Consider the following 14,888-nt stretch of genomic DNA (forward strand, 5'->3'; position numbering starts at 1 on the left):
TAAACCTATAATACAATCTATTCGATTTAAAATTTTTTTGGTGAGTCTATTGCCAATATTTGGTCTGATCGCAGCAGCTTTTCTCAATCATCAATATCTAAATATTCTGGGAAATAGTGCAGAACAAATTCTATCAAAAAATTATAAAAGTATCCGTGCTGCACAGGATATGAGAAAGTCTTTTGATGACTCCCGAACTCTTTTACTGGATCCACTTTCCGCGGGAAAACCTTTGAAGATCATCTCCGGCCAGATCATTGAAGATATTGCTTCAAATTTAATGGTTTGTGAAATGAACATTACAGAAAAAGGGGAGCTGGAATTAATTGATAGACTACATCAACTTTTTGATAAATACAAAATATTGAGAGAGGAACAAAGTGGTTCTGGTCAGGTTTGGGATAACCGCTTCTTGTCCATAACCACTGAGGTGATTAATAACATTGATGATCTGGTTGTATTGAATGAAAAAGCGATGGAGAGAGCCGAACACCAAACCCGAATCCTTGCAGATCAGGCTCAGGCCAATGCCGCCTTTTTATTTGGCGTGGTCATTGCAGCGATGATTGGTCTCAATTATTTTTTTTCTTATCGAATCGCCAGACCCATTATGGTTTTGGCTCACCAGCTTTCAAAAACCAGAGAGGGAAGTGGAATCTATCCCAAGATATCCTTGAAATCCAATGATGAAATAGGATTTCTTGCCCGTTCCTTCAATCAGCTCTTTAACAGGCTGGAACAGTATGATAATAACAGGGATTACATAATCTCTCAAGAAAAGGAGAAAGTCCGCCGTAGTGAGGAGGCAAAAGGAAAATTCATTGCAGATATTTCACATCAGCTCAAAACACCTATGACATCATTAAGCATGAGTCTTGGGCTGCTTAAAAGCAGAGGAGAAAAACTGGGCATTGAAAAAAGAGATAAATTGCTGCTCACTGCATATAATGATTGTAAACGATTGAATGTATTGATTAACGAGCTGGTTGATATTTCAAGGCTTGAAATAATGTCCATGCCTCGCCCTAAAGAGACCCTTGATATTAAAATGGTGGTTGATGAATCATTATCCCCGTTGATTGATCAAGCTGAAAAAAAAGGGGTTCAGATAAAAAAGGAGATACCGGAAAAAATACCCCGGCTTACCATAGATTCGTTTCGATTTCCCTGGGTAATTACCAATTTGGTTGGTAATGCCCTGAGATATACATCTACCGGCGGACTTATAACTTTAAAGATTTTTCAAAAAGGCTCAAGGGTATATTTTCAGTGCAAAGATACTGGAGACGGCATAAAACCTGAAGTGCTGCCTCGGATTTTTGACCGGTTTACTCAATTCTCTGAACGGGGAAAGAGTGGGACGATCGGATTGGGTCTGGCAATTGTCAAGGATATCATTGATCAGCACGGTGGAGATATAACAGTGCAAAGTACACCTGGCAAAGGGACTGAATTTACTTTCTGGGTACCGGGTATAAAGGAGTCAAAAGATGAAGAAAGCATTGATCATTGATGATGACCCCAATATTTTGACAACACTTGAGATCTATCTTGAAGATAAGGATTTTGAGGTGCTGACGGCAGATACAGCACAGGCAGGCCTTGAACTGGTGCGACAAACAGAACCTGACATAGTATTACTGGATATGAAGCTGCCGGACAAAAGTGGCCTGGAGGTTCTAAGCGAGATAGTCACCAGAACTGTTACCACCCAGGTATTGATGATCACCGCTTACGCAACTGTGGAGACAGCAGTTAAAGCCGTCAAAATGGGTGCTTTTGATTATCTTCCCAAACCATTTGTTCCGGGACAACTTGATCTGGTGCTGGAAAAGCTCCATCGATTCAATCGGATGGAAAAAGAGATTGCTCTGCTGAAGGGGATCTTTTCAGAAGGTGGATTTGTAACCCGCAGTAAAAAATTGCTCAAGATTTTAAACACATCCCGGCGAGTGGCCGACTCCATCGCCACCATTTTGATCGGAGGCGAAAGCGGAACCGGTAAAAGTTTGCTGGCAAGGCTGATCCATGACTGGAGTCCCCGATCTTCCGGCCCTTTTGTTATGGTGGATTGTGCCGGTTTTCAGGAAAATCTTCTTGAAAGTGACCTTTTTGGACATACAAAAGGGGCGTTTACCGGTGCGGTAAAAGATAAAATCGGCAAACTTGATCTGGCCGACAAAGGCACTGCCTTTTTAGATGAGATTTCAGAGGTTCCCAAATCCATACAGGGGAAGCTGCTTCGCTTCATTCAAGACAAGGAATTTGAAACAATTGGTGACCCCACTCCCAAAACAGTGGATGTCCGCATTATTGCGGCAACCAACAGAGATCTTGAATCCATGGTCAAAAACCAGAGCTTTAGAAATGATCTCTACTTCCGTCTGAATGTCATCGAGATCTTTTTACCTCCCCTCAGAGAAAGACCTGAAGATATTGGCCTGCTGGCTGAAATGCACCTGACCCGATCGGCCAAGCTCAATGGAAAGTCCGTTGAAGGGATCGGCGAAAAGACAATGAAAATGCTACAGTCGTATCCATGGCCCGGCAATGTCAGGGAGTTGATCAATACCATCGAGAGAGCGGTCATTATCTCTGAGGGGAAGGTTTTGGATCTTCATGATTTACCTTCCAGTATCCTCAACTACACCCCGGATCATGGCATCGGCATCAAAAGTCTTGGGGAGATTGAAAAAGAGCATATCCAAAAAGCCATCCTCCACACATCCTCCCTTGAAGAGGCTGCCGGAATCCTTGGAATTGATCCGGCCACATTGTGGCGAAAACGGAAAAAATATCAACTTGATTAAACCATCATGACAGTAGAGACAAGGCATGCCTTGTCTCTACGACCTTTCTACTCTACGGTGCTACAGTGCCTTCCCCGATTATGAAAATAATGAGGGGTATTTTCACGGTAACAGAATAATTGCCACCTTCCTTAATCCCTGCCCAACTGCCGCAGATCTTGGAAAATCTCTTCCTGCGTTGGTATCTTCGTTTGTCCAGGTTATGAAATTGCAAAATGCAATGCCCCCATATTGCAGAATTCAAGACAACCACACATCTCCAATACATAACTTTTTATTGTAAAAATTCTCTATCTATTTGTATTTAAAAGAAATGTTAATAGATATCTGCTGTATGGTATTGTTTTTGCTTTATACCAGGATGCTCAAACGTGTTGTAAATGCTTTGGTGAACTTTAAGGATGATTAATATGACATTGAAAAAGAAAATTCTGATCGGATACGGGGTAGCCTTTCTCCTCATGGGGCTTGTGGTTGCATGGTCGGTCACCAATCTGGTTTCCCTTGGCAAAGCGTCAGGGGCAATTCTGAGTGAAAACTACAGAAGCATACTTGCCGCCGAAAACATGGTGGACGCACTGGAACGTCAGGATAGTGGAATCCTTCTGATCTATTTGGGGGATGAGGAAAAAGGAATCTCACAATTTCGTGAAAATGAAGCTATTTTTTTGGAGTGGCTGGTCAGGGCCAAGGATAACATCACCATAAAAGGCGAAGCAGATCTGGTTAAGGATATTGAATTGGATTATGCGGCTTATCGGCAATATTTTTCCAGGTGGAGAGATTTTCAGAATAACGAGAAGCAGCTCTCCTTATCCGAATCATACCATGAATCAGTTTATCCCCTTTTCACAAAGGTGAGGGAGGAATGCATCGACCTGCGTCATCTCAATGAAGAAACCATGTACGCTGCCAGCGTGAAAGCCGGAATTGCAGCCAGACGGGCTATTTGGTCAACCTCGCTTGTGGCTGGCTCCGCTTTGATTGTAGCTCTTATTTTTAGCCTATTTCTCGCGGAAAGGCTTGTACGGCCAATCAGGCGTTTCATGGAAGCATCAAGAAATATTTCAAAAGGTGATTACACTGTTCAGGTGCCGGTGGAAACAGGCGACGAACTGGGAAAATTGGCTCAAGAGTTCAATGAAATGGCTTCAAAGCTCCTCCGGTATCATGAAATGAATATCGAGCAGATCATCTCCGAAAAAAACAAGGGTGAAGCTATACTCTCAAGCATTGAAGACGGTTTGGTGGTGTTTGATATCAATCTAAAGGTAACCGGCATCAACCCTGCCGCACGAGAAATACTTGGGGTTACGTTGACGGAAACCACCTCATTACGATGTTCGGATATCATACTCGATTCAAAAGTCTGTGATTTGATCAGTGAAACCGTTGAGACCACAATCCCCCCGACTCTTCCGGACGAACAACGAATCGTTGTACTGTCATTGGGTAAAAGAACCAGACATTACCTCTTCTCGGTTACCGCTATCCGCGGGATGGATCACAATCTTTCAGGAATCGTGCTTCTGCTCCGGGATGTCACCCGCTTGAAGGAGGTAGAACAACTCAAAAGTGATTTTGTTATGGCTGCATCCCACGAGTTGCGGACTCCTCTGACCAGCTTGGGAATGAGTGTCGATCTTTTGCTGGAGCACGCTTCCGGAACACTTGCGGCAAAAGATCAGGAGCTCCTCAAAGCGGCCCATGAGGAGGTTCATAGAATGAAGGCACTTGTCAATGATTTGCTGGATCTTTCCAAAATTGAGGCCGGCCGGATCGAGATGGAATATGAAATCATTCAAGTCATCACCCTTTTCGATCATGTTCGAACGGTTTTTAGACATCAGCTTGAAATGAGACCGGTTGAACTGAGCGTTGAGATTCCAGATGATCTGCCGAGGGTTCGGGCGGATGCGAACAAAATCACATGGGTACTGACGAATCTGGTTTCCAACGCGCTTCGATATGTGGGCAGCGATGGGCACATTCAGCTCAAGGCCCATAGAATCGGCCCCAATGTCCACCTGTTTGTACAGGACAACGGTCCGGGAATCCCTCAAGAGTATCAGTTGAAAATATTTCAAAAATTTGTGCAGGTTAAAGGTCAGGAAACCGGAGGCACGGGCCTGGGGCTCGCCATCTGCAAAGAAATTGTACGTGCCCATGGCGGTACTATCTGGGTGGAGTCGTCTCAAGGAAACGGCAGCACCTTTACCTTTACCCTGCCGGTAAACGCTTAGGAGAGAAATCAATGGAATCAATAGAAAAAACGAAAAAAACACAGATACTGATCGTTGATGATGAAAAAAACATCAGGCTGACCATGTCTCAATCATTGGAGCCCCTTGAAATTCCACTCCAGACGGCCGTGAACGGCGAAGATGCCCTTCTGAAGTTAAGGGATTTTCAATTTGGGTTGGTGTTTCTGGACTTGAAAATGCCGGGGATCGACGGGATGGAGGTGCTGCGCCGGATCAAGGAGGATTGGCCGAAAATCAGGGTGGTAATCATTACTGCTCATGGGAGTATCGAATCGGCTGTGGAGGCTATGAAACTGGGTGCAGTGGATTTTATTCAAAAACCTTTCAGCCCGGTTGAGATCCGTGATCTGGCGAGCCTGGTTATAGAACGTGAAGCGTTAGACGAAGAAAGCGTGATTGATTACCCCTCTCTTATTGATCTAACAAAACGCCACATTTCAGACCGCGAATTTGCCACGGCACGTGAAACAGTCAGAAAAGCCATAGCCGCCGACCCTGCACATCCGGAAAGCTACAATCTTCTCGGGGCACTTCTTGAAATCAAAGGAGACTGGTTAGAAGCCCAGAAGTTCTATCGAGCGGCATTGGATATAGATCCAACATTCAAAGCTGCCTGGGCGAATCTTGAAAGGACAACGTCCTGGAACAAATTCGGCAAGATTGATCTGGGGCCGGACAAGCAGGAGAAGAAAGAGGAAAAAACGCGCGAAACGGGCACAAGTGAGAGGTACAAGAGATGGATACAAGTGAAGGACACAAGTCAGGGGCACAAGTGGGGGGATGATGAAAAATAGCCGATACATTGTGGTCGTGGGTTGCGGACGGCTCGGGTCCCATCTTGCGAACTGCCTCAGCCGTGATGGAAACTCGGTTGTGGTGATTGACCGGGTTGAAATGACATTAAACGATTTGTCACCGGATTTCAGCGGATTTAGAATCAATGGTGACGCTACCCACATGGCGGTGCTCAAAGAAGCCAAGCTTAAAAATGCCGATGTGTTGATTGCCACGACCCATGAAGACAACGTCAATTTGATGGTGGCTCAGGTCGCCAAAAAAATCTTCCACGTCCCTCATGTGCTGGCCCGGGTTTTTGATCCTAAGCGGGAGGAGGTCTATGCCCAACTGGGAATTGACACCATCTGCCCGACCTCCGTGGCTGCCGGCATGTTTTTACAGGCTGTCGCCAACGGTGGAAAAGGTCAAAACGGAACCTCACCATGAAAGTAATCATCAACGATCAAAACGGAGCTTCACCATGAAAGTAATCATCGTCGGAGGGGGGGAAACCCTGTTTTTTCTTTGTCGCAACTTCACAGCCAGGGGGTATCAGGTTGTCATTATCAATCGTGAAAAGGATGAATGTATTCAGTTGAGCCGTCAGCTATCCGCAATGGTCGTGTGCGGAGACGGAAGTGACGCAGGGATTCTCAAGGAAGCCGGAGCAATTGGAGCCGACGCTATATTGGCGATTACCCCAAATGATCAGGATAATCTTGTTGTCTGTCAGTTGGCTTCTCTTAAATTTGGCGTACCAAAAGCCATAGCTCTGGCCAATGATCCCGACAACACCGAGATATTTGAAAAACTCGGAGTTTCGGCATTCTCGACAACCCAAATCGTTGGCAGCCTGATTGAGCAACGGGCATCTCTGGAACAGATTCTCAATTTGTTGCCTGTGGGAGAAGGCAGGGTAAATGTGACCGAAATTGTTTTGGGAGCTGACTCTCCTGTGGTTGGCAAATTGCTCAAGGAGATTAATCTCCCTGAAAACGCACTGATTGCGGTCATTATTCGTGACAATAACCCCATGATCCCACGGGGAGAAAATGACCTTCAGGAGGGAGACAGAGTGTTGTTAATTAGTTTACCGGAAAATCATGGACCTGTTCTAAAATCGCTAACCGGAGAACAAATGTAATATAGAGGAAATAAAATTTTGCGGGAAAAAGAATATCTCAAAAAACGCTATGCCGCCATATTATCTTCAACAGGTATGATTCTTCTCATCTCCAGCATGGTGATGCTGACTCCGCTTCTTGTTCTGATACAGAATCCGGAAGAGTCAAAAAATGCTTTATCGTTCTGCCTTCCCTCACTATGTCTCGCCCTTTTGGGAGGAATTCTGTGGCGATTGTTCAAGTCAGAGTCAAATACAACCCTGTCAGTACAGGAGGGTGGTATTATCGTCCTTGTAAGCTGGCTTACTGTCATTCTGTTTTCTGCCTGGCCTTTTATTTCTGTTATGGGGCTTCCATTTTCCAGGGCAATTTTCGAGTCTGTGAGCGGTTGGACAACTGCTGGATTGTCGGTTGTGGATGTCACTGCCGCAGGCCAGATGATTTTGTTGTGGCGCAGCATTATCCAACTGGCTGGTGGAGCAGGCCTGGCCATCATAATGATGTCGGCCGTTGTCGGCCCCACAGGAGTTGGCATCTCCAGTGCCGAGGGCCGAAGCGATCAGCTTGTGCCACATGTCAGGCAGTCGGCCCGTCTTGTCTTGATTATTTATTCAGCCTATGCCATGGCAGGTTTTCTGGCCTACTTTGCGGCGGGGATGTCGCCCTTTGATGCGGTTAACCATGCTTTCGCAGCTGTTTCCACAGGTGGGTTTTCAACAAAGCCTGACAGTATCGGGTATTGGAACTCAATCACTGTCGAAGCGGTTACCCTGCCACTCATGCTTCTGGGCAACCTGAGCTTTGTCACTGCCTGGTTCGTTTGGCGTGGCAAATTTTATTTTGTTTTTAAAAATGGCGAAGTGCGCATGCAGTCTCTCTTGATGCCATTATCCGCCGCACTTCTATTTATCTTTACGTGCCAAAGCATCTACCCTCACATTGGTAAAGCAATGCGTGTTGCACTCTTTGAAACCATTTCGGCATTGACAACAACGGGGTTTTCAACGGTAAGCTATGGCAACTGGAACTCTTTTGGAGTGTTCCTTCTGATCAGCCTTATGTTGATTGGTGGCGGCACATGCTCCACGGCCGGCGGGATCAAGCAGTTCCGTATTTATATCCTGTTTAAATTGCTGTTTCTGGATATCAAACGCCACCTTATCCCAAGAACCGCTGTCACGGAGCTTCCGATATGGGAAGGAAACAGGCGTGTTTTTTTGGATGATGCTAAGTTTAGGCAAATAGCGGTATTTGTTTTCCTTTATATAGCCTCCTATGGATTGGGTGTCATGATTCTGTGTTCCTATGGCTACAATCTGAGCGATTCCCTTTTTGAATTTGCTTCCGCACTGGGTACTGTTGGACTTTCCGTGGGGGTAACTTCAGCCGGAATGCCTGACGGTGCTCTCTGGGCGGAAATCTTTGCAATGTTTCTTGGAAGACTCGAATTTATGGTCATCATAATAAGTTTCCTCAAAATTTATAAAGATATCACACCATCTGGGGGATTCTCCCTTGGATGACCCCTTTTCTGTGCATATTTTGATCACTTTGGAAAATGCAACTTCTGGGCATCTTTTGATCGCTTTGCAAAATGCAATGCCGCCATATTGCAGAATTCAAGACAACCACACATCTCCAATACATTACTTTTTATCAAAAACAGCTTATCTATTTGTATTTAATAGAGATATTAATAGATATGAGTTGTATGGCATTCTCTTTGCTTCATATCCTGATCAACGGATGGGCATCAAAATTGCCTGCCACCACGAATTGGTTAAATGGAGAATACATTATGCCAGGAAAACGACATATTCTAATCTGCTCTCTTTCAGAAAAACCGGAGAAAGCTATAAAGTCAGCATCCATAACATGGACAAACACTCCTCTGACCTGTTTTCAGCGGGCTGTAACAGAAAAATATACCCACATTGTTGTCATTCTTCCTGCGGAAAATTCAGATATTTATCACCATGCCATTGAACTTTGCAAGATAATCAAGGCTACACCTCTCACATCTTCTGTTTCTGTGGTGTTTTTTTTGGAGAAACCTCACAGAAAACTGCTTGATGCCCTTGCTGCCGCAGGAGCAGATGGGGTGGATATCCGCCCTGTGCCCTCTTTGGATCAACCTGATCAAATGGAGGAGAGGGTAAAAACTCTTTGTTCAGGCAATTCATTTTCTCCCGTACAAACTGTTTTAAAAAGCCTTTGTCCATATCTGTCCGATTTAAAGGATGACAAAGCTGAGTTTACGGTTTGTGGTGCCTATCGACATCGGATGTTTTTAGGGGGCGAACGATTGAAAAATCTATGTCATTCCAAAAATCATCGTTATTGCGAATTTTATCAAAACCCCAGGGATTTCAAATGAATCTACGCCGCCGATTGCTGAAACTTCATCCAGCAGCTCTGGTTTTATCAAGTTTTATGGCAGCCATTTTTTTGGGAATGTTTCTGCTTAAATTACCCGTTTCAGTGAAAACAGGAATGTTATCATGGATGGATGCACTGTTCACATCCACTTCCGCTGTCTGTGTGACAGGATTGGTGGTGGTTGACACAGGAACTACCTACTCTCTTTTTGGCCAGATCGTGATTCTCTTTCTCATTCAAATCGGAGGTCTGGGTGTGATGACACTCTCTGTGATTCTTTTTCGTGTGATCGGAAAAAGAATCTCTTTTCACCAGCTTATGGCGGTTCAAGATACATTTTTGCACACCCCACAGGAAGATATATTCAAGTTGGTAAAACATATTTTTGTGATCACCTTTTTTATTGAACTTGCAGGAACTGTGCTTCTGACTATACATTGGTATGGAGAATTCTCTTTATCAAAAGCTTTATATACAGCTCTTTTTCACTCAATTTCAGCATTTTGCAACGCCGGTTTTTCCCTTTTTCCAGACAGCCTCGTCACCTGGAACGGAACTCTTCTGCTGAACATGACCATATGCACTCTCATCGTTTGTGGAGGAATCGGGTTTTCGGTACTCTATGAGTTCAAGAACTGGATCAAATTGAGAAAAAAGAAAATATTCAGGTTTACTGTGCATCTGAAAACAGTCCTTTTGACAACCGCTATTCTCATACTGCTTGGTGCAGTGTCGTTCTATTTTCTTGAACAAAAAGGAGTACTTGCCGGAAAACCCTTAAATCAGAAGATTCTCATCTCTCTTTTCCAGTCGATCACCTGTCGAACTGCCGGTTTCAATACAGTTGATTTGAGCATATTGAACGATGCGACGCTGGCCTTGATGATTTTTTTCATGTTCTTTGGGGCATCCCCAGGCTCTTGCGGTGGTGGCGTAAAAACCACGACACTCTCTTTACTCATAGCCACAACAGTGGCCAGAATGAAACGAATGAAAAGGGTCAATATGTTTAAAAAAAGTATTCCCCAGGAAACTGTGGATCGATCCGCTACCCTGGTTTTAATGTCAGTGGCAGTTATCAGTATGGTTCTTTTTTTTATTCTTGTGGGAAATACAGCTCTTGCTGCTCCAGAGAAAGAAGCATTTCTTTCCTATTTGTTTGAGGTGGTTTCGGCCTTTGGGACAGTGGGCTTGTCACTTGGGATCACACCGGATTTAACCTCATGGGGAAAATTTTGGATAATCTTGACCATGATCATCGGCAGGGTCGGTATTCTGACTTTTTCATACATAATTGTAGGAACTCATCCCGACAATGGATTTGAACGTGCCGAAGAGAACATGATGATAGGTTAACAGGAGTCTTATGAAAAAATTTGCAGTGATTGGATTAGGTAATTTCGGATTTTATGCGGCCAAAGCGTTATATGAAGATGGCAACGAAGTCATTGCCATTGATATTTCCAAAGCCCGTATTCAGGCTATTGATTCCTTCTGTACGGAAGCAATCTTGCTCGAAGCCACAGATAAAGAGCGTTTGAAGGCACTCGGAATTTCATCAATGGATGGGGTTATTGTATCTACAGGTACCAAAATCAGTACCAGCATTATGATCTGTCTTCATTTGCATGAACTCGGGGTAAAAAATATCCTTGTCAAGGCTCTGGACGATGATCACGGTAAAATCCTTAAAAAGGTAGGAGCAACCCAGATCATCCACCCTGAAAGGGATGTTGCCTTACGAATTTCTCAAAAATTGTCCAGACCCAATATACTGGATTTCATTCCACTGTCGGAAGGGTTTGACCTCGTCCATATTGAACCTCCCAAAAGTTTTATAGGAAAGAACCTTAAGGAGCTTAACTTAAGAGCAAAGTACAATGTACATATAATCGCTATAAAAGAACAACTGCCTGAAAAATTTTTTTTGGTTCCCAATGCCAATTTTGTTATTAAAGAGAGTGATGTGCTTATGATTCTTGGGAAATCAGAGGATATCAAAAGAATAAAATTACTGAAAGGATAGTATCTTTGCCATGCAATGCAAATATTTTCATTTAAGTACCGGCATCCTTCATATCAGCTCAAAAGTAGTTTAGACTTTTCGGAAAATTTTAAACCATGATTGAAAGGATTTAAGGATTAACATGATGAAAAATCGGCATGTTTCATTTTCCGGTTTACACTTTCCTGAAGCAGAGTCCTGTTTTTCGGGAAACTCTCCCAAAAAGTGTAAAGTACTTTTGATGCGATATGAAGCATGTCGAAAAATCAGGATAATCCCTTAATCATAAAAATCATGGTTCAGAAAAAGTGTAAACAGATAAATAAAAGATTCCTAAGTGCCATTATTTTCTATTGACTCCCAAGATAAGGCTATGATCTTAAAACATAATGCAGTAGAGACAAGGCATGCCTTGTCTCTACAATTCATAATTATTTACACAATTATTTTCAACTTTTACATGCACTACTCGGCAACTTTTTCAGAGGATTCTTCTGTTGCATTATCATTCTGGCTCTGGAGTGCAGGGCATTTGGCCATATTTCTTGCCTTGTATTTTGGGCAATCTACATTTGACTTGCTATACCTTGGGCAGTCAGCATTATTACGATTGCATCCTTTTCCCTTGCCCATTCCCATTTTTCCAAATTTTTCCATTCCATGAAATCCCATGGGAATGTCAATTTCCGGTGCAATCGCTTTTACAGCAAATGCCATTTCAAGTTTTTTACCCATGATCTCTTTTTTTAGATCTGCAATCTCATTTACCAATGCTTCGATTTTTGGCCTGTCAGGAGAAGATGCTTCCATAAGAACCCTCACCTGCTCATGCCTGGAAATCATGGATGCCCTTTTATCGGCTGTTTCATCAATAAATTTCTGCTGTAGAGCTTTTATCTGGGTTTTCTGGTCATCTGTCAACTGTGCCCACTGCTGTCCCATCCCCCTGCCGTTATGATGTCCTTTGCCATATCCATTTTTTCCGCAACCTTCCCATGCAAATGCTGTTCCCATCATTGAGATAATTGTAAAAAGAGTAGCTATTGCAATTAAAGTCTGTTTTTTCATGTTGTCTCCTTCTGGTCTCTGTAACCATTTTAAAATTTTTCATTCGCTGTGTTTTTAATTTACCCAATTTTTTTTACCGTGGAAATAGATACATTATTGCCATAGTCGGGGGTGGCCGGACTCCGGCCATGACGGTTTACATTAATAAAAAGCACAATGTCATGGGTATTTAATTATTTGCTTTCCCTGTCCAACTTCCCAAAAAAAAGCTCTTTATCATGGAAACAGAGTATATCAAGTAGCGTGCCAAGCTATAATTTATTTTATAAAGCCTTGAATTTTTAATATATTTTATTTAACAAAGAAAATATTGCGAATACTCTTCTGGATAATTAAAAAGCAAAGTGGGTATTTTATACTCACATGGTGCTATCCATATGGATATAAAATACCCAACTCATTATTTTTGAAAATTATCTGTCAAGCATCAGATCTTGAACTGTTTCAAAATATCTTCTATATGACTGGATATTTTTTCGATTTCAGAGGCACTGTTCTGAACATCTACACTCTCATTTTCAACACTTGATGAGGCGGAGTTCAGTTCTACGACAGACTCCCCGCTCTTTCGGGTCTGTTCGGTAATGATTGCGATACTTTCGGATATCTCCCTGATTCCAATGGTTGCCTCTTGGTAGTTCTGACCGATTTCCACAGTTTTTCGGGATTGTTCATCCACATTATCTGAAATGGTGGAAATTATGCCATCCATCTCGTGAATAACACCGGAAATCTTTTCGATTCCGGTCATGGATTCCAGGGTTGCTTTTTGGATATTGTCGATCTTCTCCTTGATATCCTTTGTGGCATCTCCGGTCTGTCCGGCCAAAGCCTTTATTTCACCAGCGACAACTGCAAAACCTTTTCCGGCTTCTCCGGCTCTGGCGGCCTCTATGGTAGCATTCAATGCCAGCAGATTGGTCTGTTCGGAAATATCATTGATGGTATCGGTTACCTTGTGAATATCATTGACTATTCTACTCAAAAGCTCCATTTTACCAGAAACATCACGGGCACTTTGGGTTGCATTTTCGCTGATTTCACGAGCGGAAGCGGTCTCTGTTGATATTGCCCGAAGAGAAGTTGAGAGAAAATCAAACCGTTTGGACATCTCCTCCACATTGGTGGAGGTCTCTTCAATTGCTGCGGCAATGGCATTGACATTTTGGCTGGTCTCTTCGGATGCCTGTGCCAAATCTCCTGCATTACCCGAAAGTGTAGTTGCGTCACTGTTCATCTGCCCGGAGACTTTACTGAGGGTTTCCGAAGCTGCCTCAAGGACACTTACATTTTCTTTCAGATTTTTAAATACCTCCTGATTTACTGCAAGACAATGGTTTAGAGTTTGACCAAGATAGCCCATCTCATCTGGTCTGTAAACCCTTGACCTGACAGTCAAATCACCCTCTGATGCCTCTGTCACTATCTTTGCAAATCGCTTCATACGACTGTTGAGCAAAATCTTGAAAAGAAAGTAAAGCATAACCATAGTTATAAAAACAAATCCAATCCCAATTGACGAATAGAGAAAGAGCATATTATGTATTGCAGCTACCTGCTTGGATATATCCTTCTCTACCACAATTACTCCTTCAATTTTTCCACTGAAATCTTTTAACGGACCAATAAGGTTAAATATATGCTTTTCATCAATTATACTTTCCACACTTTCAATTTTTCCGTTTTCCATGACATCGTCAAAAACGGTAAAAAAATCTTCCATATTTGCAACCTGAAAATTCCTGGCAAGCAACTGATATTTTCCTGACTCATCTTTTCCCAAAATAGAGGCATTTATGTGATAGAGATTCTGAAGCCTTTCAAGAAAAGTGTCGTTTAGAGAGATGGCAAACTCCACGGAGCCTATGTGATCCTTGCCAGAAAATACCGGTGAAAGTCCCCGTATGCCAAAGCCAAATGCACCTCGATCAAGCCCCCTAACGGTTTTCAATTTTTTGTTGGCTGCCACGATTGTAGGTCTGATCTGGGAAAGGTCATCTCCGAATTTGTCAGGTTTGTGAAGCCGCAGAAAAGATGTGGCCGGTGGCAGATGAAACTGAAACTGATTGATATTTATCTCGCTTTTGATCTTTTTGTACATTGGAAGCAGCATTGATTTAAGGCCATCCCTGTCCCTATTCTTGAAAAGCTCTTGAACAGTTTCAGTGTCAGCCACCCACACAGCAAGACCCAAAGCCCTCATGGAGGCATTATCTATATGGTCAATCACCTGGCTGTACTGATGTTCCATCTCTTCCATCAGGGCAGCCTGAAGCTCTTTTTTTCCGGCATAGTAATCCGTGGTCAGAATACTACCCACAGCAACAACAAAAATTATGATGATAAAAAGCTGAAGTTTGAATTGAATCGTTTTATACCATTTGATCTTGATTTTCTGCATATTAATTTCCTCTGTTGTTTCTACTTTATTAACCTCTCAAAACCGACAACTATATTAAAA

Annotated in this window: 12 protein-coding genes; 10 read left to right on the forward strand and 2 right to left on the reverse strand. The window is 43.0% G+C overall.

All coding sequences use genetic code 11. The annotated features are described in order from the left end of the window. Positions 1–49 precede the first annotated feature (49 nt). The 10 genes from MTBBW1_RS09715 to MTBBW1_RS09760 all read left to right on the forward strand — a co-directional run bounded on the left by MTBBW1_RS09715 (position 50) and on the right by MTBBW1_RS09760 (position 11,380). Positions 50–1,513: a HAMP domain-containing sensor histidine kinase gene (locus MTBBW1_RS09715; protein ID WP_080802612.1), complete on the forward strand. Its 1,464-nt coding sequence runs from the start codon at positions 50–52 to the stop codon at positions 1,511–1,513. Further along, positions 1,491–2,810: a sigma-54-dependent transcriptional regulator gene (locus tag MTBBW1_RS09720; RefSeq protein WP_080802615.1), complete on the forward strand. Its 1,320-nt coding sequence runs from the start codon at positions 1,491–1,493 to the stop codon at positions 2,808–2,810. The genes MTBBW1_RS09715 and MTBBW1_RS09720 overlap by 23 nt, the downstream gene beginning before the upstream one ends. 410 nt (positions 2,811–3,220) lie before the next feature. Then, on the forward strand, positions 3,221–5,053 hold the full coding sequence (locus tag MTBBW1_RS09725; protein WP_080802617.1) for a sensor histidine kinase: 1,833 nt from the start codon (positions 3,221–3,223) through the stop codon (positions 5,051–5,053). Between the two features lie 11 nt (positions 5,054–5,064). Beyond that, positions 5,065–5,868, forward strand: a complete 804-nt coding sequence (locus tag MTBBW1_RS09730) for a response regulator (protein ID WP_080802620.1) — start codon at positions 5,065–5,067, stop codon at positions 5,866–5,868. Further along, on the forward strand, positions 5,855–6,298 hold the full coding sequence (locus MTBBW1_RS09735) for a potassium channel family protein (RefSeq protein WP_245809323.1): 444 nt from the start codon (positions 5,855–5,857) through the stop codon (positions 6,296–6,298). The genes MTBBW1_RS09730 and MTBBW1_RS09735 overlap by 14 nt, the downstream gene beginning before the upstream one ends. A gap of 34 nt (positions 6,299–6,332) precedes the next feature. Next, positions 6,333–6,995 carry a potassium channel family protein gene (locus MTBBW1_RS09740; protein WP_080802625.1) on the forward strand — a complete coding sequence of 221 codons (663 nt, stop codon included), beginning with the start codon at positions 6,333–6,335 and terminating at the stop codon, positions 6,993–6,995. A gap of 18 nt (positions 6,996–7,013) precedes the next feature. Beyond that, positions 7,014–8,498, forward strand: coding sequence for a TrkH family potassium uptake protein (locus MTBBW1_RS09745; protein ID WP_080802628.1), 1,485 nt, complete (start codon positions 7,014–7,016; stop codon positions 8,496–8,498). A 275-nt stretch (positions 8,499–8,773) separates the two neighbouring features. Continuing rightward, a complete protein-coding gene (locus MTBBW1_RS09750; protein WP_080802630.1) occupies positions 8,774–9,352 on the forward strand; it encodes a hypothetical protein in 579 nt (192 codons plus the stop codon). Further along, positions 9,349–10,710: a TrkH family potassium uptake protein gene (locus MTBBW1_RS09755; protein ID WP_080802632.1), complete on the forward strand. Its 1,362-nt coding sequence runs from the start codon at positions 9,349–9,351 to the stop codon at positions 10,708–10,710. Before MTBBW1_RS09750 ends, MTBBW1_RS09755 begins: the two co-directional genes overlap by 4 nt. Before the next feature lie 10 nt (positions 10,711–10,720). Next, positions 10,721–11,380, forward strand: a complete 660-nt coding sequence (locus tag MTBBW1_RS09760) for a potassium channel family protein (protein ID WP_080802634.1) — start codon at positions 10,721–10,723, stop codon at positions 11,378–11,380. A gap of 444 nt (positions 11,381–11,824) precedes the next feature. On the opposite strand, the gene MTBBW1_RS09765 is transcribed toward MTBBW1_RS09760, so the two are convergent. Together MTBBW1_RS09765 and MTBBW1_RS09770 are read right to left on the reverse strand one after the other, a co-directional pair. Beyond that, the gene (locus MTBBW1_RS09765) at positions 11,825–12,427 is read right to left on the reverse strand and encodes a Spy/CpxP family protein refolding chaperone (RefSeq protein WP_080802637.1); all 603 of its coding nucleotides are present in this window, start codon (positions 12,425–12,427) and stop codon (positions 11,825–11,827) included. Between the two features lie 427 nt (positions 12,428–12,854). After that, positions 12,855–14,828 (reverse strand): methyl-accepting chemotaxis protein, encoded by a 1,974-nt coding sequence (locus tag MTBBW1_RS09770; protein ID WP_080802639.1) that lies wholly within the window; start codon positions 14,826–14,828, stop codon positions 12,855–12,857. Positions 14,829–14,888: the final 60 nt, after the last annotated feature.

Origin of the sequence: Desulfamplus magnetovallimortis (assembly GCF_900170035.1) — a bacterium.
GTDB classification, from domain to species: Bacteria; Desulfobacterota; Desulfobacteria; order Desulfobacterales; family Desulfobacteraceae; genus Desulfamplus; species Desulfamplus magnetovallimortis.

What these genes read in the sequence shown, in the direction of transcription:
- MTBBW1_RS09720 (WP_080802615.1), top strand. Translation starts at nt 1,491, where the DNA reads ATGAAGAAAGCATTGATCATTGATGATGACCCCAATATTTTGACAACA.
- MTBBW1_RS09725 (WP_080802617.1), top strand. Translation starts at nt 3,221, where the DNA reads ATGACATTGAAAAAGAAAATTCTGATCGGATACGGGGTAGCCTTTCTC.
- MTBBW1_RS09730 (WP_080802620.1), top strand. Translation starts at nt 5,065, where the DNA reads ATGGAATCAATAGAAAAAACGAAAAAAACACAGATACTGATCGTTGAT.
- MTBBW1_RS09735 (WP_245809323.1), top strand. Translation starts at nt 5,855, where the DNA reads ATGATGAAAAATAGCCGATACATTGTGGTCGTGGGTTGCGGACGGCTC.
- MTBBW1_RS09740 (WP_080802625.1), top strand. Translation starts at nt 6,333, where the DNA reads ATGAAAGTAATCATCGTCGGAGGGGGGGAAACCCTGTTTTTTCTTTGT.
- MTBBW1_RS09750 (WP_080802630.1), top strand. Translation starts at nt 8,774, where the DNA reads ATGCCAGGAAAACGACATATTCTAATCTGCTCTCTTTCAGAAAAACCG.
- MTBBW1_RS09755 (WP_080802632.1), top strand. Translation starts at nt 9,349, where the DNA reads ATGAATCTACGCCGCCGATTGCTGAAACTTCATCCAGCAGCTCTGGTT.
- MTBBW1_RS09760 (WP_080802634.1), top strand. Translation starts at nt 10,721, where the DNA reads ATGAAAAAATTTGCAGTGATTGGATTAGGTAATTTCGGATTTTATGCG.
- MTBBW1_RS09765 (WP_080802637.1), bottom strand. Translation starts at nt 12,427, where the DNA reads ATGAAAAAACAGACTTTAATTGCAATAGCTACTCTTTTTACAATTATC.
- MTBBW1_RS09770 (WP_080802639.1), bottom strand. Translation starts at nt 14,828, where the DNA reads ATGCAGAAAATCAAGATCAAATGGTATAAAACGATTCAATTCAAACTT.